The sequence below is a fragment of the Pseudoteredinibacter isoporae genome (assembly GCF_040372805.1).
GTDB classification, from domain to species: Bacteria; Pseudomonadota; Gammaproteobacteria; order Pseudomonadales; family Cellvibrionaceae; genus Pseudoteredinibacter; species Pseudoteredinibacter isoporae_A.
In genome coordinates this window covers 193,419-213,873 of the sequence record NZ_BAABWJ010000008.1, presented here as the reverse complement: position 1 = coordinate 213,873, position 20,455 = coordinate 193,419, and the positions used below count along the sequence as shown (strand labels likewise).

At 50.2% G+C, this 20,455-nt stretch carries 19 protein-coding genes; all 19 read right to left on the bottom strand.

The features are described from left to right. Nucleotides 1-47: 47 nt before the first annotated feature. On the bottom strand, nt 48-815 hold the full coding sequence (gene tsaB, locus ABWW03_RS15785) for a tRNA (adenosine(37)-N6)-threonylcarbamoyltransferase complex dimerization subunit type 1 TsaB (protein ID WP_353409839.1): 768 nt from the start codon (nt 813-815) through the stop codon (nt 48-50). A 193-nt stretch (nt 816-1,008) separates the two neighbouring features. Beyond that, nucleotides 1,009-1,878, bottom strand: a complete 870-nt coding sequence (locus ABWW03_RS15780) for a hypothetical protein (protein WP_353409837.1) — start codon at nt 1,876-1,878, stop codon at nt 1,009-1,011. 451 nt (nt 1,879-2,329) lie between these two features. Continuing rightward, complete coding sequence (gene hemH, locus ABWW03_RS15775; protein WP_353409835.1) at nt 2,330-3,343, bottom strand: ferrochelatase; 1,014 nt, start codon at nt 3,341-3,343, stop codon at nt 2,330-2,332. Nucleotides 3,344-3,481: 138 nt separating this feature from the next. Next, nucleotides 3,482-4,132: an adenylate kinase gene (adk, locus tag ABWW03_RS15770; RefSeq protein WP_353409833.1), complete on the bottom strand. Its 651-nt coding sequence runs from the start codon at nt 4,130-4,132 to the stop codon at nt 3,482-3,484. A gap of 324 nt (nt 4,133-4,456) precedes the next feature. Further along, nucleotides 4,457-5,257 (bottom strand): nucleoside triphosphate pyrophosphohydrolase, encoded by an 801-nt coding sequence (gene mazG, locus ABWW03_RS15765; protein WP_353409831.1) that lies wholly within the window; start codon nt 5,255-5,257, stop codon nt 4,457-4,459. A 58-nt stretch (nt 5,258-5,315) separates the two neighbouring features. Further along, nucleotides 5,316-7,562, bottom strand: coding sequence for a GTP diphosphokinase (relA, locus tag ABWW03_RS15760; protein WP_353409829.1), 2,247 nt, complete (start codon nt 7,560-7,562; stop codon nt 5,316-5,318). 148 nt (nt 7,563-7,710) lie between these two features. Further along, complete coding sequence (gene rlmD / locus ABWW03_RS15755) at nt 7,711-9,168, bottom strand: 23S rRNA (uracil(1939)-C(5))-methyltransferase RlmD (protein WP_353409826.1); 1,458 nt, start codon at nt 9,166-9,168, stop codon at nt 7,711-7,713. 122 nt (nt 9,169-9,290) lie between these two features. Next, entirely contained in the window at nt 9,291-10,187 is an 897-nt protein-coding gene (gene cysM / locus ABWW03_RS15750; protein ID WP_353409824.1) for a cysteine synthase CysM, read from the bottom strand. A gap of 166 nt (nt 10,188-10,353) precedes the next feature. Continuing rightward, a complete protein-coding gene (acpS, locus tag ABWW03_RS15745; RefSeq protein WP_353409822.1) occupies nt 10,354-10,755 on the bottom strand; it encodes a holo-ACP synthase in 402 nt (133 codons plus the stop codon). Then, nucleotides 10,748-11,488 carry a DNA repair protein RecO gene (recO, locus tag ABWW03_RS15740; RefSeq protein ID WP_353409820.1) on the bottom strand — a complete coding sequence of 247 codons (741 nt, stop codon included), beginning with the start codon at nt 11,486-11,488 and terminating at the stop codon, nt 10,748-10,750. Before recO ends, acpS begins: the two co-directional genes overlap by 8 nt. 55 nt (nt 11,489-11,543) lie before the next feature. After that, nucleotides 11,544-12,449 carry a GTPase Era gene (gene era, locus ABWW03_RS15735; RefSeq protein ID WP_353409818.1) on the bottom strand — a complete coding sequence of 302 codons (906 nt, stop codon included), beginning with the start codon at nt 12,447-12,449 and terminating at the stop codon, nt 11,544-11,546. A gap of 13 nt (nt 12,450-12,462) precedes the next feature. Continuing rightward, the gene (rnc, locus tag ABWW03_RS15730) at nt 12,463-13,170 is read right to left on the bottom strand and encodes a ribonuclease III (RefSeq protein WP_353409816.1); all 708 of its coding nucleotides are present in this window, start codon (nt 13,168-13,170) and stop codon (nt 12,463-12,465) included. Then, a complete protein-coding gene (locus ABWW03_RS15725; protein ID WP_353409814.1) occupies nt 13,157-13,576 on the bottom strand; it encodes a DUF4845 domain-containing protein in 420 nt (139 codons plus the stop codon). Before ABWW03_RS15725 ends, rnc begins: the two co-directional genes overlap by 14 nt. 18 nt (nt 13,577-13,594) lie before the next feature. Beyond that, the gene (gene lepB, locus ABWW03_RS15720; RefSeq protein WP_353409812.1) at nt 13,595-14,431 is read right to left on the bottom strand and encodes a signal peptidase I; all 837 of its coding nucleotides are present in this window, start codon (nt 14,429-14,431) and stop codon (nt 13,595-13,597) included. A 26-nt stretch (nt 14,432-14,457) separates the two neighbouring features. Then, nucleotides 14,458-16,257, bottom strand: a complete 1,800-nt coding sequence (lepA, locus tag ABWW03_RS15715) for a translation elongation factor 4 (RefSeq protein ID WP_353409877.1) — start codon at nt 16,255-16,257, stop codon at nt 14,458-14,460. Between the two features lie 154 nt (nt 16,258-16,411). Next, nucleotides 16,412-17,815 (bottom strand): DegQ family serine endoprotease, encoded by a 1,404-nt coding sequence (locus tag ABWW03_RS15710; protein ID WP_435372764.1) that lies wholly within the window; start codon nt 17,813-17,815, stop codon nt 16,412-16,414. A gap of 129 nt (nt 17,816-17,944) precedes the next feature. Continuing rightward, complete coding sequence (locus ABWW03_RS15705; protein WP_353409810.1) at nt 17,945-18,373, bottom strand: SoxR reducing system RseC family protein; 429 nt, start codon at nt 18,371-18,373, stop codon at nt 17,945-17,947. 3 nt (nt 18,374-18,376) lie between these two features. Further along, nucleotides 18,377-19,558, bottom strand: a complete 1,182-nt coding sequence (locus ABWW03_RS15700; protein WP_353409808.1) for a MucB/RseB C-terminal domain-containing protein — start codon at nt 19,556-19,558, stop codon at nt 18,377-18,379. 73 nt (nt 19,559-19,631) lie between these two features. Next, nucleotides 19,632-20,312 (bottom strand): sigma-E factor negative regulatory protein, encoded by a 681-nt coding sequence (locus tag ABWW03_RS15695; RefSeq protein WP_353409806.1) that lies wholly within the window; start codon nt 20,310-20,312, stop codon nt 19,632-19,634. Between the last annotated feature and the right edge of the window lie 143 nt (nt 20,313-20,455).

The window sequence follows — 20,455 nt, the reverse complement described above, 5'->3', positions numbered from 1 at the left end:
CATCTCTCCTGAAACCACCAATCAAATCAAGCTTCCCTGATACTATATTAAGGCTGACGAATGCGTTGGCGTTTTTCCCAACTCACTTCATTGCGCAGGTACACGGGCTGGACTTGGCGAATATCTTGCGCGTTACCGGCCTGCCATTGCACCAGTCCCAAACGTAAAATGTCTATCGCCCAAGGCTCAATCGCCCTATCTTGCGCAGTAGCTTTTCCCAGTAAAGTCGATAATTCTGAATAGTGCCAACCTGGCCCACAACAGGACAATGTAGCAACCGCCCCTTGATCGTCGATGAGCTGCTGCATTTTTTCCGCAGCAATGTCAGGGTCATCCAGAGCGTCATCTTGCAGGGCCGACACGCCATCACCATCGTATTGGTACGCGCCCCAATAGACCTGCTGCATGCGGGCATCCAGGCAACTTAGAATAATCTGTTTGCCATCGACTACAGAGTTCGCGTCAGCCAGCACCGAATGCGCCGCGGCTGACCCCATCGCCGCCAAAGTCGAAATGGGCAAAACTGGAATGTTCAGGCCGTAAGCCAAACCTTGCACAACCGAAAAACTGATTCTTAGGCCGGTAAACGAACCCGGGCCAACCCCAAACGCAATCGCTTTCAACTCCTTTCTATCGACACCTTCCTGCTGTAATAATTCATCCACCATGGGCAACAGTAACTGAGTGTGCTGTCGGGGCGCTTGGCGACGCAGCTCTCTGATATCCGGCGCAGCCAGATTCTTTTGCTGTTGGGCATCAACAATGGCCACCGAACAATAGTCCGAAGCGGTATCCAGAGAGAGAATATAGCTCATAGGGGGTACAAACCTGCAAATTCAAAAAAGCGAATTTTACTCTAAATCCAGGGCTCTGTTCAGATTAATTTGTCGCTCAGCACCGCATGTCTCGCTACTAACCCACCCAAATCCCATAAATGCTCGAGGCATAAAAAAACCCGCCTCTGCAACGCAGGGACGGGTTTATTCTCATGCAGCTAAAGAAGCGTGATTACTTCTTCTTTTTAGCGGGGCGACCGCGCTTCTTGGTAGCCGCTTTTGCCTTTGGCTTAGCCTTTGGTTTGGCCTTAGGCTTGGCTTTTTTTGCTTTTTTAGGCTTGGCTTTAGCTTTAGTAGCGGCCTTTTTGGCAGCAGCCTTGGCTTTAGCAGCCGCTTTCTTCTCAGCAGCTTTTGCCCGTGCAGCCGCTTTCTTCTCGGCTGCTTTGGCTTTGGCGGCTGCTTTTTTAGCGGCAACCTTTGCTTTAGCGGCCGCTTTCTTTTCAGCCGCCTTAGCTTTCGCAGCGGCTTTTTTAGCGGCAGCGGCAGCTTTGGCTTTTTCTTTCTTCTCTGCGGCTTTCAGCTTAGCATCCAGCTTTTTCGCCATTGTACTGACTTTCTTCTTATCCGCAGCCTTACGCTTAGCTTCCCATTTGCTTTGGAAGGCTTTTACGGCTTTGGCCAGATCAGCTTCAGCTTTAGCGGCCAATTTGGCTTCTAAATCCTCTACTCGAGCTTTCGCTGCGGCTTGAGCAGCCTTAGCAGCTTCGGCTTTCTTGGCGGCCGCCAGGTTTTGCTTAGCGGTTGAGATCTTACCGCGCAGCGTTTTAGCTTTATCAGCCGCTTTACTTACCGCCGCACTGGCAGACTTCGCAGCGCGCTTATCAGCAGCTTTTTTGCTTTTACCGGATTTTTTCTTGGCGGCTGCCGCTTTCTTACGAGCTGCAGCAACTTTCTTGGCTTGAGCGGTTAACTCCTTGACTAATTTATCTAATGAAGTTTGTGCGCGTGCAGTTGCAGGTGATACTGCCACCTTTGCTTTGCTTGCGCTTGCTTTTTTCGATGCAGCTTTACGTTTCGCTGTCTTCTTTGCAACTTTGGCCATAAGGTTTCTCCTCGATAGATGCCAGTCCACTAGCACTTAGAACAATAGCACAAAAATTCAACAGCCCAAGGGCTAAAGCCGATATTATTTAAAAAAAAACCAATTTGCACGTTTTTACAACGCTTTTTTGCATCGAAAAGAGAAATTTTTGCTGATTTTTTTAATTTTTATCCGTTCCGGGAGAAATTTTACGCTTTTAACTCTGCTGAGGAGTCACTCAATATGAAGGCATTAACAAAAGATGAACCGGTTCGAATAAACACAAAGAAAAAACGGGACGGACTACACAAAGGGGAACTTGCAGAAAAAACGTGATCGAAAAGATCATCAAAAGGACAAAAATAATAAAACCAAAAGCGGCAGGACGACTGAAATCCGGTTTTAGATATTCAAATTTGCCGTCATGCCCATTTCCCAAACGCCCGTTTTGAAAAATGAGCATTATTTTCATTTAGAGCGCCAATAACTCCTCGGAAATCTCAGCCAAACACTCAATGTGAGCATCGGAATCGTTCAAACAAGGGATGTAAGAAAAGGTACCGCCACCGGCGGCCTGAAATTCCTCACGAATCTCCTCTGAAATTTCTTCCAGTGTTTCCAAACAGTCCGCCGAGAATGCCGGGCAAATAACATCAAGCGAGGCCAGCTTTTCGCTCCCCCATTCCTTAGCGATATCACTGGTATAGGGTTTTAGCCATTCCGCTTTACCCAATCTGGATTGAAAGCTCAGACCCCATTCGGCATCTTCCAGCCCCAATTCACTCGCCAATGCTTCAGCGGTGGCGACACAGTGTTGGTAATACGGATCGCCCAAATCAACACAGCGTTTGGGGATACCATGGAAAGACATCAATAAGCGCTCTGCACTTCCCTCTTTTCGGCGATGCTCCCGAACAGACTCAGCCAGGGCCTTAATATAAGAAGGACGATCGAAGTAGTACTTATTGATTCGGGTATCGGCAATATTCCGCTGTTGTTGTTGCAGTTTGCCAATCTGGTCGTACACCACGGCTGTGGTGGTCGCGGAATACTGGGGGTACATTGGCAAAACCGCTATCTGATCCACCCCCTGCTGCTGCAAGGTTTTCACTTGCTCGGCAATACTTGGCGCACCATAACTCATGGCGTACTCAACAATGATTTGACGATGGGGAAAACGCTCATTCAGCGTTCTCTGTAGAGCGTCTTTCTGGCGTTCGGTAATCACTCTTAACGGGGAGCCCTCTTCCCACCAAATAGATTGATACGCTTTGGCTACCGCTTTGGGTCTCGTGGTTAGAATAATGCCGTTCAAAATTGGCCACCAGATCAAACGGGGGATCTCCACTACCCGGCGATCACTCAGGAATTCACCCAGGAATTTTTTAACGGACTTTGGCTCGGCGGTTTCGGGTGTGCCCAAATTCACTAACAACACCGCAGTTTTTTTGGCTTGCGGCAGGGCATCAAGGGATGGCGCGGGCATGCTTATTTTCCTTATCAGGACTCTATCCAAATGGGAATACTAACGAAAACCTCACTAAAGTAACAATTCACTTTGCGACCATTCTTGCAGGCATAAAAAAACCCCGCTGAGCGGGGCCTTTTGAAGCCGGCGAAATACTTAAGACAATGCCGCAAATACTTTCGCTTTAATGTCTTCCATATTCCCAACACCAGGAACATTTGCGTACTTGGTATCGGCCTTGCCTGAAGCAGATAATTCCTGATAAAAGCTCACCAGAGGCTTGGTTTGATCATGATATACCGCCAAACGCTTGCGTACGGTATCTTCTTGATCATCCGGGCGCTGCACTAATGGCTCACCGCTCTCATCATCAACGCCTTCGTTCTTCGGCGGGTTGTAAACCAGATGATAAACGCGGCCAGACGCTTCATGAACACGACGACCACTCAAACGAGATACGATTTCTTCATCATCCACATCAATTTCAATAACATGATCGATGTCGACACCAGATTCCAGCAGAGCTTCAGCCTGCGGAATGGTGCGAGGGAAACCATCAAACAGGAAGCCATTGGCACAGTCATCCTGGGTAATACGCTCTTTAACCAGAGCAATAATGATTTGATCTGACACCAGGCCGCCACTGGCCATAATATCTTTAACCTTCAAACCCAACTCGGTACCCGCTTTCACCGCCGCGCGCAACATATCCCCAGTGGAAATCTGAGGAATATTGTACTGTTCCATAATGAATTGGGCCTGCGTACCCTTACCAGCGCCTGGAGCACCTAATAAAATGACTCGCATTACGGAGTTCTCCTAATATTGTAGAAACTTGTTCACAGCGGGCCGCTCGTTTGGCGGCTCGGCTTCCCGAGGCACTTCTATGGAGCGCTTTACATACGGGATTGAGAGGGCCGTAACCATACACTTAGGCCGTATCAATCACAAGGGAAATAGCGCTGAGGGAAAGCCAAACTGTTCATTATTTAAACAAAATGACACATTCCCATTCTTGTCGGCTGAATTCCCCATACATTTGGCTTCGTCAGGCCACCGATAAAACCAGTGCCCTCTTTCTCTCATGGGGCGACACTATAAAAGCTTTCACCACGACGGGATTACTGGACATTAGTCGAGGTTGTTGCGGGTATTCTCCTTCGCCTGTCGCCAGTAGGCCTCAAGTTGCTCTGGGCTGTGTGCGGGCCAATCCTCACCGCTGTGAACCACTTGCGTCTCAACGTCGTTAAACCGACGCTCAAACTTTCGATTGGCCTGGCGTAATACCGTCTCTGCGTCAAGCTTGAGATGGCGGGCAAGGTTGACCAGACAAAACATCATATCCCCCAGTTCGTCAGCCATCGCCTCACGATTATTCGCGGTCATCGCTTCGGTGAATTCTTGATGCTCTTCATCGAGTTTATCCAGGACTGCCTGGGGGGTTTTCCAGTCAAAGCCTACGTTTGCGGCACGGCGTTGTAATTTCTGAGCCCGACTCAAGGCCGGCAATGCAAGGGGAATGTCCGCCAATACCGAAGACAGTCCCTTGGCCGCCCGTTCCTGCGCTTTTAAATTTTCCCAGTTTTGATGAATCGCGTCTTCATCTTGGAGGTGTTTGTCGCCGAACACATGGGGGTGACGATGCAGCAATTTCTGACTGATTGCATCGGCAACATCATTGAAGTCAAAAAGATTGCCTTCTTTGCCCAACTGGCTGTAAAACACCACTTGAAACAACAAATCGCCCAGCTCTTCTTTTAACTGAGGCATATCATTACTTTCAATGGCATCGGCCACTTCGTACGCTTCTTCCAACGTCGAGGGCACAATGGACGCAAAGTTTTGTTCCAAATCCCAAGGACAACCGCCCTCAGGGTTTCGCAGCTGAGTCATTATTGCCAATAATTGATCCATGCTTTGCGTCTCACTCATAAACCTTCTCGTGTTCTATATTTTTCAGTATTGGAGGGATAAGAAATAAGCCCCGGGCTTATTTCTTTCGGCTGGCGGACTCAACATTAGGCAGGCGATTCAAACGTTCCAATACCCGGCTCAATTCACTGTAACTGTGAATTTCAATATCAAATTGCATGCTCACTGAGTGAGAACTTTTATTCGATTGAGTGTGCATAGCCGTAATATTGATACGCTCTACATCCAGCAAGGCGGTAATGTCACGCAGCAGGCCATGACGATCAATGGCTTCAACATTGATGGACACTGCATATACATCCTGGGGAGCCGCTGACCAGGACACCTCGATAATTCGAGTGGGCTCTTCCATTTGCAGTTGCAGTAAATTCGAGCAGTCCTGTCGATGGATGGATACACCGCGACCCAGAGTAATGTAGCCGGCGATACTATCGCCCGGTACCGGATGACAACAACGTGCAAACGTCGTCATTAAATTGCCGACACCGTCAATGTAAACATCGTCGTTATTAAATTGCTCGCTCGCCCGCCCTACCAATTGCGTTGGATGGTGCTGATCCTGACCCAGCATTTTTTGCGCGGCATTGAGCACTTGGCCAACACTGATGTCACTAGCACCAACGGCCACGTACAGACCCTCAAGGCTGGTAAGATTTAAGCGTTGGGCCAGGGCTTCGAAATCCAGATTATCGACCGCCAGACGCTTGAATTCTTTATCCAGCAACGCTCGTCCACTGGCCAGATGCTGATCCCTGGCCTGCAACTTAAACCACTGTTGAACTTTGGCTCGAGCCCGAGCGGTATTGAGGTAACCCAGAGCCGGAGACAACCAATCCCGACTCGGTGATTCTCGTTTGCCGGTCAGAATTTCAATCTGATCACCAGTACTGACAGTCTGGTTAAGTGGAACAATTCGACCATTCAACTTGGCGCCACAACAACGATGGCCAACATCGGTATGAATACGGTAAGCAAAATCCAAAACCGTAGCAGCCGGTGGTAAGTCGATAACATGTCCATCGGGAGTAAAGACATAAACGCGATCTTGTTCAACACCGCGCTGAAGATCGTCTTCCAGGGCATTAGTGCCCAACTCTTCGCTCCACTCCAGGACTTGGCGTAACCAGGCGATTTTTTGCTCGTAGCTGTCCTGGTTTTGATTGTCGTCCGTGCCCTTGTACTTCCAATGGGCGCAAACACCGAACTCAGCTTCCTCATGCATGGAATGCGTACGGATTTGAATCTCGAGTACCTTTCGATCAGGACCGATAACAGCCGTGTGCAGAGAGCGATAACCGTTCTCCTTCGGAGACGCGATGTAGTCATCGAACTCATTGGGAATCAGACGCCACTGACTGTGAACAATCCCGAGAATGGTGTAACAATCTCGAACTGTCGGCACCAGTACACGTACCGCGCGAATGTCATAGACCTGAGAGAATCCGATATCCTTGCGGCGCATTTTCCGCCAGATGCTGTAGATGTGTTTGGCGCGCCCTTGAATCTCCGCTTCAATACGCGCTTCAGTGGCCGCGTCCTGCAAATGCTGAATGACATTCTCGATATAATCCTGACGATCAACACGGCGTTCATCGAGCAGTTTCGCAATGTGCATATAATCATCGGGTTCGAGGTAGCGAAATGCCAGGTCCTCCAACTCCCATTTGATGTGGCCAATACCAAGGCGATGCGCCAATGGGGCATACACATCAGACACTTCACGAGCAACCCGCCGCTTCTTTTCGTCATTGGCATGTTTGGCCGCTCGAATGGCACAGGTTCGTTCCGCGAGCTTAATCAGTGCCACGCGAACATCGTCCACCATGGCCACTAGCATTTTACGAATATTTTCAGCTTGTTCTGCTGAAGGGCTACCCAGCACACTTTCTTCGCTGTCGTTGCGAAGATTACTGATTGCCGCCATGCGTAACACGCCGGAAATCAAACCAGCGATGCTGTCGCCGTATTTTTTTTCAACTTTCGCGAGTGATAATTTGTGTTCACGCACCGCCCGGTAGAGGATGGCCGCCAGCAAAACTTCTGTGTCCGCTTGCAGGTCCGCCAAAATCTCGGCCATTTCGAGACCCGTGCGGAAACAGCCCTGGCTATCGGCCCAGCTGTTTTCAGAAGGTTCTACACTTTCCTCAATTTCCTGCACATATTGGCATACCTGCAGCATCAACGCTTGATCGGCGGGACTCAGGTGATCGGGATCTTCAAATCGGGATTGTAAACGCCGGATCCAGGAAGGGATATCAACACTACCGTCGGCGCTGATGGGGTGATCTTCGCGTACTTTGACCATAAAATTCATTCACTGCGTTAAACCAGGCCATTCCAAACTGACCACTTCAATCAGGTCTAACGATTCGTGGACGCTCCTGCTATCGAATACGATTACTGTTGTTATTCTTGTTCGGCTCAGCTTTTGATTCTTGCTGCAGCGATATCCGTCATCCTTTGCGCAACAGCGCCATGCATTCTACATGTTCCGTATTCGGAAACATATCCATAAGGGATAATTTTTCGAGGCGGTATGAGGCCTGCCCCAAGCGGCGTAAATCTCTCAGTAAGCTGCCCTGATGACAAGAGATATAGAGTATTCGTTCAGGGGAAAGTTCGAGCAATGTGGGAATAAATCCCCCAGCTCCGGCCCTTGGAGGGTCCAACAAAACCACGTCGGGGCGACTCTCCGTCAAACGTTCATCGTTGGACAACAAGGCATCGCCCACATCCAGATTAGCTGCCATAAATTCGACATTATCCACACCCAGACGCCGCGCGTTGTCTTGCGCGGTAGACACCATGTCTTCGCTGAGTTCAATTCCCAGCACCTGCTGGGCCTGTTCAGCCAAAGGCAAAGTGAAATTACCTACCCCGCAAAATAAATCCAGCACCCGCTCATCACTCTGGAGCTGAAGCCATTGCAAGGCCTGCTTCAACATTGCCTCATTAAGGCCAGCATTCACCTGAATGAAACGGCCGGGCTCAAACGCCAGTGTATGCCGACCAATTGAGTAAAAACTATCCAGCTCACCCAGCACAGCCTCGATATCAGCATCCTTTTGACTCTGGATTGCCAAACGCCAGCCATGCTCAGCGACAACCGTTTTGAGGTGTTCAAAGGCACCTTGTGGGATGGTTTTAACCACCCTCAGCAACGCCAAAGGGGCCGGCTCGACATCAAGCAGCTCCACATGTCCCAGGTGCGAGCGCCAATCCACCTTGGGAAAAGTCGCTAACGCTTGGTTGAGTACTCGCATCATTGCTTGCAACGGGGGCGTTAATATCGGGCACAGTTCAATGCTCATGGTGTCGTTGCTGGCGGCTTTACGAAAGCCCAGACGCCCTTGTTCGCTGATCCCCAAGCGGGCTCGACGACGGTAGGCCAGCTCAGAGCTGTCCAGTATCGAAATCGCTTCAGCGGACCGAACATCGCTATTGAAAGCCGGGTGATTAGCCTTATTTTGCGAGGGCTTACGCCCCAATTTGGGCTTGGGCTTGCTCTTGGGTTTAGCCTTTGGCTCGGGGTTAATCAATTTTGAAAGCCCCTGCCACAAGCGCTCACGCTTAAATCGGACTTGTTCAGCGTAGCGCATATGCTGTAACTGGCAGCCGCCACACTCCCCATACTCAGGACAAGGCGCTTGCTGTCGCTGATCGCTCACCTCATGAAGCTTCAGGAGCTGAAGGGGTTCATTTAAACGCCCTTTCGCGGAACATCGCTCCCCTGGCAGAGCAAAGGGAACCGTAAGCATTTCCTTGGCCGGCCCCTGGGCGCAACCTTGACCATGTTCGTTCAAGCTTTCGATGTGAAGATCAAAGTTCTGAATATCGCCTTCAGAGCCCTTCTGCTGTTGACGCAGGGCTTGGGCAGTTTTCAGACGGGAAAAGTGGGAGGAGCGAACCATAATAAAAGGCAGAGGTATTGAATGGCCTGAGGCGAAGTCCTTATTTTACATTGACTCACCATGGCAATACCACCGCCCTATTGGCGTGGATAGAGTAGGCCAATGAACGGCCAAGCCTATGTTCAGGGTTTATTATCCCCATAGAGGCCGGAAGACAGATAGCGATCACCTCGGTCACAGATGACCGCGACTATCACGGCATTTTCCAGCTCCTGATTCAATCGCAATGCACCAGCAACAGCACCACCGGAAGAAACCCCGCAGAAGATCCCTTCTTCACGGGCCAATGCACGCATAGTGTCTTCGGCTTCCTGTTGTCCCATATTGATCACTCGATCAACGCGTGTTTCATCAAAAATGCTGGGCAAATACGCTTTAGGCCAGCGACGAATGCCGGGAATGCTGGCTCCGTCTTCTGGCTGCAAACCGACAATTTCAATATTGGGGTTTTGTTCCTTCAGATAACGTGAAGTGCCCATGATGGTCCCAGTTGTTCCCATTGAGCTCACAAAGTGTGTCACTTTACCGTCACTTTGGCGCCAGATTTCCGGGCCCGTGCCCTGGTAGTGGGCCAGAGGATTGTCATGATTAGCAAACTGATCAAGTACGATCCCTTCACCACGACTCGCCATTTCGGTCGCCAAGTCACGGGCATATTCCATCCCCTGCTCTTGAGTGACTTCAATCAGGGTCGCGCCATAGGCTGCCATGGCATCCTTACGCTCCTGGGTGGAGTTCGCCGGCATGATCAAGACCATGCGATACCCTTTGATGGCAGCCGCCATTGCCAGAGCGATACCGGTGTTACCACTGGTCGCCTCAATCAGCGTATCGCCAGGTTTAATGTCACCACGCGCTTCGGCGCGTTGAATCATCGATAAAGCCGGGCGATCTTTCACCGAGCCAGCGGGATTATTACCTTCGAGTTTAAGCAAGATTGTATTACTGCTTTGTCCGCTCATACGCTGTAAACGAACCAGGGGGGTATTGCCGATATAGTCTTCAATAGTGGGAAACACAGGCTCACTCTCATCACTTGCTTATTTTGAATGCTGGCTATTCTAATGCCTCACCCGCACAGCGAAAACCACCCACTTAGAGCGATAAAGTCTTTGCTTGGGGCGATTTGTTCTAACAGCGGTAAAATAAATACCCGCAAAACAGAATAGACCAAAGAAGAAAATCTTAGCCTAACTTGGCAGACAGGACCACAAACGCAACGGCATACTCCTGCTCATCACTCAAACTCAGATGACAACTGTCGGCGCCAAGGCGCTCCATATGAATCTGCGCCTGCTCGGTCAAACACACCTCGGGTGCACCAATACTGTTATTACTGATTTCAATATGATGCCAGGATACCCCTTGCCCGATTCCCGTTCCGAGTGCTTTCCCTACCGCCTCTTTGGCGGCAAAGCGCTTGGCGAAGTAATGTAAAGCTTGCTGTTCGCTGGCTTCAATTTTTTGATGGTAAATTTCTTGTTCACGGGGAGTCAGAATACGTTGCAAGAGTCGCCCACGGGTTCTTTGCAAACTGGCGGCCACTCGTTCGATTTGCACAATATCCGTGCCAAGACCTTTAATCATGTTGCGGGACTCCTACAGACTTCTGTTGCATTTGCCGAACAAATTCCCGGGTTTTCAGTGGTTTGTGATCCAGCAAACAATCAAATACCTGACGCATCAATCGCTTGGCACTGAGCAATACGGCCGGAGAACCAAAGTGCCTCTGTTCAATCGCCAATAAATGCTCACCAGAATAAGCTTTTGAATGGTTGCTTGTGGAAACAAATAAACCGCTTGCTTGCCAGTGATAAAAGCCCTCTGGATGAATATCGGCACCGCCTTCTGCATGCGCAAAATCCAGTCCATACCCCAATGCGGCCAGCAAATTCAGTTCAAAGCAGCGCAGCAGCGGCTGCAAATCGCAATCAGATTCCAGCGCCTGTAAACACGCTTCGTAAGGCTCAAACAATTCCGCTGCACTGTCGTTTTCAGGTAACAAGCGTAACAACAATTCATTGATATAGAGTGCGCTGTAAAGGCGGTCTCCTTGCAAGCGGAGAGGATGAGAACGGCTTTCCCAACGCAACAAGGTCTTTAAATCGCTTCGCCCTTGCCAGTCAACCTGCAACGCCAAGAGCGCCTGCAGCGGTTGCCGAACCTGACGCTTTCCACTTTGCTTACGAGCTCCCTTGGCAATGACATTTACCCGGCCATGATCCTTGCTGAGCAGATGAACCAGCAAACTGGAATCGCGAAACGGTCGACTGTGTAAAACATAAGCCGCTTGGTTTTCAACAATTTCCAGTTTCGCCATAGTGGCACCTAGAAGAGAAAATAATTAAACAGTCGTGAGCAATAACATCGGCCAACTATACGTCGTCGTAGCCCAGACTGCGCAATGCACGCTCATCGTCTGACCAACCCGACTTTACCTTCACCCACAGTTTCAACATGACTTTGCAGTCGAATAAGCGTTCCATATCTTCACGCGCCTGGGAACCGATATTTTTAATCTTGCTTCCCTTGTCTCCAATCAGAATTCGCTTCTGACCATCGCGTTCCACCAGAATCAGAGCTGAAATATGTAAGACATGGCCCTCAGCGGAAAAATCTTCCACCTCCACGGTCATCTGATAAGGCAATTCATCACCCAACTGACGAGTGATTTTTTCACGCACAATTTCCGCAGCCATAAAACGCGAACTGCGATCCGTGATTTGATCTTCCGGGAAAAAGTGCATGCCTTCAGGCAAGCGTTTCTCGACTTCCGTTTCGAGCGCTTCAAGGTTGTGACCACGCAGGGCAGAAATAGGCACGACCTCATCAATGGGTAGTTTTTCCATCAACGCCTGTAAATGAGGCAGCAATTGTTCCTTGTCATCCAGAATATCCACTTTGTTCACCGCCAGAATAATGGGGCAACTTAGATTCTGGAGGCGCTTGACCACCATATCATCTTCGTCTGTCCAAGCCAGACGGTCCACCAGAAACACCACCAAATCCACATCGCGCAGAGCCGTTGTCGCCGCTCGATTCATGTAGCGATTGATTGCACGACTGTGCTGCAGGTGCAAGCCCGGCGTATCAACGTAAATAAATTGACTTGGTCCTTCAGTTTTGATGCCAAGCACATTGTGTCGCGTGGTTTGAGGCTTACGAGAGGTAATACTGATTTTCTGTTGCAGAACATGGTTCAGTAAGGTGGATTTGCCAACATTGGGGCGGCCTACAATGGCGATGTACCCACAACGCTGTGGTTTATCATGATCAGACACGTTCACCTCGCAATCAGATCTGCTGTTCTTTAATGATTGCCAATGCAGCAGCGGCAGCGGCTTTCTCAGCTTTTCGACGGGAGCTGGCCTCGGCTTGAACAGGTTCCTGCAGTAAAGACAGACGACACTGTACAACAAAACTCTGTTGATGATGTTCGCCTGCGATCGACACAACTTCGTACACCGGCAAGGCCAGTTTGCGGGCCTGAAGCAGCTCTTGTAAAGCGGTTTTGGGGTCTTTGTCCGTTCCCATTAGGTCCGCCGGTAGCAAGCGGGACTCGAACCAATCCAGCACGCAGGCTTTGGCACTTTCAAAACCCGCATCTTCGTATATCGCGCCAATAATCGCTTCAACGGCATCGGCCAGAATAGAATCACGCCGAAAACCACCGCTTTTCATTTCCCCTTCGCCCAGCTTCAAGCTTTCACCCAGATTAAATTCACGGGCTATAGATGCCAAGGTTTCGCCCTTAACCAAGGCGGAGCGCACTCGACTGAGTTGTCCTTCAGTAGCGTCGGGTAAAATATCAAAGAGCTTTTGACCAATCACAAAGCCCAGAATGGAATCGCCCAGGAATTCCAGGCGCTCATTATTGTGCTTGCCACAACTGCGATGAGTCAGAGCAAGATCCAACAGGGTTTCATCAGAAAATGAATGGCCCAGGCGCTGCAATAAACGAATTCGCGCCGGGCTTGAAACAGGAGGTTTAGCGTTTGACACGATCAGCACAGCATAATTCAGGACTGCGGGTATCCAGGCGATGTCGGAAATGCATCACGACATCGATATTGGAAATCAGGTTGTTTCGAACTTCATAATCGATCGTCACAATATAATGCTCATCGATTCGTTCGATCTCCCAGTTTTTGGGGTCAGATGCAGCAGTTCGCACATTGTTCATACCAAACTGTTTGCTCAAGTTGTCACGAACAATTCGAGGTGACTTCCCTACGATACCCATAGAGCCCGAAGTCAGGGATTTCAGAGACGCCTTAACAAAACGATCATCAATAAACGCTGGAACGGTCTGGCTCAAAAACAACAACAAAGAACCAAAGATAAAAACAATAACTAACACCGACGTCAGAGACATTCCGGTTTGGCGAGACAAGTTCTTAACTGACATGTTTACCCCCTCAAAGAATTACTGGATTCCACCAACACGTTCGAAACTCGGTAAGCTCAGCAGCGATTCCCAAGTCATCCAGATCGCAAAGGCTTTGCCCACAATGGCTGACTCATGAACCGGCCCCCATACGCGGGAGTCGGAACTGTTGTCGCGGTTATCACCCATCATAAAGTAGTGATCGGCAGGTACAACCCACTCACCGTGACGGCTCAGATGCCCTGGGTTAATTTTTTTACGCATATCGTGCTCAACTTCACCTAACTGCTCTTTTACCAGCTGATATTGGGGCTGAGCAGGAGGCAGAGAAGCCAGAACCGTTTGCGGCATCTTCTCGCCATTCACATAAAGCACATTATTGGTGTAACGGATATGATCCCCAGGCAAACCCACAACGCGCTTAATGTAATAGGTATCCGGTTTATGTGGCGGGAAAAACACCATCACATCTCCACGCTTTGGATCATTTACATCCAATACCTTGGTGCGCACCACTGGCAAACGCAAACCATAGGTGTATTTATTCACCAGAATAAAATCGCCAATTTTTAACGTTGGTACCATAGAAGGCGACGGAATCTGGAAAGGCTCAGCAATAAAGGAGCGCAGAACTAATACAATCGCCAACACAGGAAAGAAAGACTTGGCATATTCAACTACCACCGGCTCGCGCTCAGCAGCGGCTTCCAGTTCTGCTTTTTGTTCTTCGTTCAGGGCATTGGAGCCCTCTTGATTCGCTTTCACTTCGGCCAGATTACGACGGCGCCCCGGCGCCAACATCAGGGCATCAAACAACCAAATTGCACCACTGATGGCAACGGCCAAAACTAAAACCAGCGGAAAATTAATATCCATGTATAAAATTCACCAACGTCTTTTGATTAACTGTCGACTTTAAGAACCGCCAGGAAGGCTTCTTGTGGAATCTCCACTCGACCAACCTGCTTCATACGTTTTTTACCCGCTTTTTGTTTTTCCAACAGCTTTTTCTTCCGGGTAACATCACCACCATAACATTTGGCAGTTACGTTTTTGCGCAGAGCCTTTACGGTTGTGCGAGCCACTACATTGCCGCCAATCGCCGCTTGAATAGCCACATCAAACATCTGACGCGGAATCAGCTCTTTCATTTTATCGGCCAGCGCACGGCCTTTAAATTGGGCATTATCTCTGTGAACAATCAACGCCAAGGCATCAACCCGTTCACCATTGATCAACACATCCAGACGAACCAGATTGGCTTGTTCAAAACGGTCAAAACTATAATCCAGTGACGCGAAACCGCGGCTGACCGATTTCAAACGATCGAAGAAATCCATCACCACTTCATTCATTGGCATGTCGTAGGTTACGGATACTTGTTTGCCGGCATACTGCATGTCTTTTTGCACGCCGCGCTTTTCGACACACAAGGTAATGACCGAACCGAGATGCTCTTGAGGAACCAGAATATTGGCCTGACAGATTGGCTCACGCATTTCATCGATATCACCCAATTCGGGCAGCTTTGAAGGGTTATCAACGTAGGTGGTCTCGCCGTCTTTTTTCAGTACCTCAAACACTACTGTGGGTGCAGTGGTAATCAAATCGAGGTTGTACTCTCGCTCCAGGCGTTCTTGAATGATTTCCATGTGCAGCATGCCAAGGAAGCCACACCGGAAACCAAAACCCAGCGCATCGGAACTTTCCGGCTCATAAAACAGCGAGGCATCGTTCAGTGTGAGTTTTGCCAAGGCATCTCGGAAGGCTTCATAGTCATCCGAACTGATAGGGAACAAACCAGCGTAAACCTGTGGTTTGACCTTCTGAAATCCAGGTAGCGCCTCAACCTCTTCCGTCTTGGCATGGGTGATCGTATCACCAACCGGAGCGCCCTGAATGTCTTTAATGCCAGCAACCACATACCCAACTTCGCCGGCCTTGAGTTCCTTGGTTGGCTGACGTTTGGGGGTAAAAATACCCACGCCATCCACAATATGGGACTTGCCGGTCGACTTCATCACTACCTTATCCTTCAGGGTCAGAGTCCCTTCTTTAACGCGGACAAGGGAGACAACACCCAGGTAGTTATCAAACCAGGAATCGATGATCAGGGCCTGCAAAGGCGCATCGGTATCGCCTTCTGGCGCCGGCACGCCGTTAACCAGTTCTTCCAGCACATCTTCAATACCCAGACCCGATTTTGCACTGCAACGCACAGCTTCCAGGGCTTCGATACCAATAATGTCTTCGATTTCCTGAGCCACTCGCTCAGGTTCGGCTTGGGGAAGATCCATTTTGTTCAGAACAGGAATGACTTCCAGTCCCTGCTCAATGGCCGTATAGCAATTCGCGACGGATTGGGCCTCAACCCCCTGAGCCGCGTCAACCACCAACAAGGCACCTTCACAGGCGTACAATGAGCGGGACACCTCATAGGAGAAATCCACGTGCCCAGGTGTATCAATAAAGTTGAGCTGATAAGTTTTGCCGTCGCGAGCCTTATAATTCAGCGTTACGCTCTGGGCCTTGATGGTAATGCCCCGTTCACGCTCAAGATCCATGGAATCAAGCACCTGGGCTTCCATTTCACGGTCTGAGAGGCCACCACAATGCTGAATAAAGCGGTCAGCAATAGTGGATTTACCATGGTCAATATGGGCAATAATTGAAAAGTTACGGATATGGCTGAGATCAGTCACGGTAGTTAAAACGTCCAAGGGCGCACATTCTCATGCGCCATAAATAAAATGGCCCCGGCAAAAGCCAAGGCACAGGAAAATTCAAGGCGGCAAGTCTACCCCATTTAGGCCGACGGCGCCATTTCGGGCCACCGTCAGTCGGGTATACGGACGCTTATTCCGGCAGAGAGAAGCTTCGGAAGACCGGTCGACCATTCACAAAGAATCGAATCGGCAAGAGCTCTTCAGCTGGCAACTCCGCGATGATGCTGTGGAAGCCTTCAACGTCTTTCACTTCCTTAAAGCCCATCTGCACAATCACCATACCGGGACGCAGGCCCGCTTTGGCGGCAGGACTCTCAGGGCGCACACGCTTGATAATGACACCCCCATCAAGATTCCAGGCTCGACGCAGACGATCACCAACCTCTTCGACCTCAAGACCCATACGTCCGCCCATATTGGCACGAGTACCCGCTACCTGGTCATTTTCGCCACTCAAGGATCCAACCGTTACATCAATCTTGGTTCGCTTGCCTTCACGCATAACCAACGCTTCAACCTCAGATCCAGGGGCCGTGCGACCTACGGCGTGAGGCAGTTCACCCGAATCATTGATGTCATAGTCGCCAAACTTGATGATGACGTCACCTGCACGAAGGCCCGATTCAGCGGCAGGTCCCTTGGGATCAATTTGAGAGATCAAAGCACCAACTGGCTTGGACATTCCCAGAGAAGCGGCCAAATCAGAATCCACATCTTGGATAGCAACCCCTAACCAGCCTCGATCAACACGACCTTTTTCTCGTAATTGCGCGACAACCTCTTTGGCCACAGACGCTGGAATCGCAAAAGACAAACCGTTTGAGCCACCCGAGCGGGTAAAGATCTGGGAATTAATGCCTATGACTTCACCATTGAGATTAAACAGTGGGCCGCCGGAGTTACCTGGATTAATGGCAACATCGGTCTGGATAAACGGCACATAGTTCTCATTATTCTCGGTAGGAATGCTGCGGCCAATGGCACTGACAATGCCCTGACTGGCGGTAAAGTCCAAACCAAAGGGGGAACCAATCGCCAACACCCACTGCCCTACTTTCAAGTCATCGGAGTCGCCAAAGCTCAAATACGGAAGGTCACTGGCTTCGATCTTCAGCAAAGCCAGATCAGAACGCGCATCGACACCAATCACCTTGGCATCAAACTCACGGTGATCCAGCAGATTGACAGTAATTTCATCTGCGCCATCAATGACGTGATTGTTGGTCAGCAAATATCCGTCTTCGGAAATAATAAAACCGGAGCCCATGGAACGTGCCTGACGCTGCGGTTGCTGGCGCTGACGCTGCTCAAACAGGTGGCGGAAAATTTCGGGAATGTCTTGGCGTTGGGGAGCCGAACGTCGATTGCGCGCTTTTTCGATGGTATTAATTTTAACCACCGCAGGAGAGCGCTCTTCAATTAACTGGGTAAACTCAGGCAGCTCGCGCGCCTGCAATGTTGCTGGCAGCAGCAACAGCATTAGATAAAAACAACTTTGCAAATATGCAAAAGGCGATGCTTTGCGTAGCGTCATATTCAACCTCAAACAGCGTTTTCTTCGTACGGCGTCCAGCCGCGTGTCCATGGCATTGGATTACTCGATACCAACTTGGTTCCAAAGCTTAATGGGAATTTACCCGATCGCACAATCCGTGCACAGATTTTATTTGAGCAATCGGGGCTGGAAGCGGGAATGGCAGTCTTCTTTTGACAGGCGGTGGCGAACCCAGAGCGCACCACCTCCCAAACCAAGGAGAGCACCAATAATTGATAGCAACTCGCCTCCGAGTTGCTGTCCCACAAAGGCCATAAGCATCAGCAGGAATAAGGGCATAAGATACGCCAGCATCGTTGCCCGCAATAAGGTGGATTCTTCAATGCCAATCGTGACGGTTTCACCTTGCCTATAGGTATCTCCTACGGCGTCAAGCAAAGGCACTTTCAAAAGACCGTGGCTTTCATTGAGGTTCTGCAGCAGACGCTGCCCACAGGCATGTCGCCCCAGGCAGCTGTCGCAGGTGGTTTTCTGGGTGGTCTGTAACCACAGATGATCATCGGCCACAGCAATAATGCGGCCATCTTCTCGAATCATGCTTTACCTACTGGCACGCCTCAAGCGCACTGACTCGGCAATCTGGCGCAAACTGCCACCAGGAATCTCTCCAACAGCAGTAACGGTGTACAGTTGCTGGCCATGACTCATTTTACTCATAACCACCGAGGTTGCGCCACGATGAGTGGTGCCACTGATCAACACCTCATCGGTACTGACAGGCTGAATGAAGATCGACAGCGCATTTAAGCCATCGGTATACATAATCTGATCCGCTCCGGTACGCGACTGCTGCTGTCCGGTGAACACAAAGCCCTCCGGCAACCAACCTGCTTCCCAGGTTTGCAGAGTGTTATGCACATCCGGCAGCTGCTCTTTGCTGCTGCATAAATGAGCCTGATCCACTCGCTCAGCACGGGCATCGCTGGGCAGTAATTGCTCAGCCGACACCAGGTCGCCCAACTGCAAATCCACGAATTGAAAACGCTCGCGCACCTTGTTGGCACCGCCGACCAATTCCATCATAAGCGGCAACGCCGTCTCGCGATCGAGAGCAATGACATAACCGTAACGGTGCTCATCACGGGGTTTGATGCCGAGCAATAGGGCTTCGCGATCGGCAATACGCTGTCGCCCCAGAATAGAGTACTGATACAAATCGCCAAGGCGAAGAATACGTTCGCCAAGGCGCATACTGGCACCTCGAAGCAAATGCTCACCAATCGCGGTGCAGTTTGCCGCACGCCCTGTACTCACCACCTCACGGCGAATGCCATTGAGCTGAACCAGGCGCTCATGCTCCACACCGTCAATGACCTTGTGGTATATCTTCAAGCTGTCGACATGGTTATCAAATTCAAAGGTCACCAAGCCCTGATAATCCAATTCGCGCATCGCACGAGACATCTTATGCAGGATGGTTTGCACTTCCTGATGAATAAGAACACGGCGCTCCTGTTCCGACAGCGCGCGCCCTAATGCCGGTGATGAGCTGGCGGAAGCGCTATCCGCTTGCGGCACGGAGACATTTGGCTTAGGACGAAAACCGTGCTCAGGAGTTTCCGCACCTTCGGTTTGACCTTCAACAGGTCGAGAAAGGGTTTCGTTACTGGAAAACTCCGCCGCAGCGGAGCCTTCAGAAAATTCTTGGACTTGCGGCTCGGACTGAGCCAGGACCACTGAGCTGAACATTGCCAGCGCAGCGACCAGACGTGTAGATTGCATGTCAGTTTATGACCTCAAAACGCTCACTAACATGCCCTGTGGCATTATCACCGAAAACGATGATCAGAGCGGATTATTGTTGTTCAATTTTGGGGATTCGAGCGTAGGGTAATACACCACGACCACTATTGGCAGCGGCATTGTTCGCATGTTCGAGCATTAAGATATTCAAACGGCGCTGCAGTTCTTCCTGAGCCTGAGCTTTCAACGTCGCCTGCTCATCGTCAGACTGACGAGGCATCATGAAGTTCGGGCTGCGATTCACCATCGCCGGACTTTGTGCGCGAGGCAATTGACTGTTAACACCAGCGGCCAGAATGGGCTGTTCTACAATACTCGGCTGACTGATAACCGGGGCTGCATCGGCTTCGGCCAACTGGGCATCGGTACCTTCCGGTGCAAACTGCTGCCAGTTTTGTTGAACACCCAACACAACCACGCAAGCCACGGAAGCGGCAATAGCCAAGCGGCCGGCTCCAGCCCAGAAACCCGCAGGTTTGGCTTGATGAGGCGCCTCGTCTTCCAGAGCTTGTTGGATACCCGGCAGAATGCTTTCGCTGGACATCAGAGGCTCACCACGCATTGCGGCACCAATCATGTGATATCGAGACCAACGCTCCTCCAGCTGAGGATCGGACTGTTTTAACAGTCGACGTAACTCCAACTCACTGGCTTGATCGTCTACCAAAGCCGAAAGCGACTCAGCGATTTGCTGGTCTTGCTGGCGATGCTGATCAACGGACTTATCGGTCATAGCGTTTCCCCATTAGACACTCTGTGGTGCCCTAGTGTTAGCAAAGTATAAGCGGTCTCGTTCATACGAGTTAACCAAACCATTTCCAGAGCTGCGACACTCCGAATCATTCAATAGGACTCAAGACATGTCAAAAGGTTCAC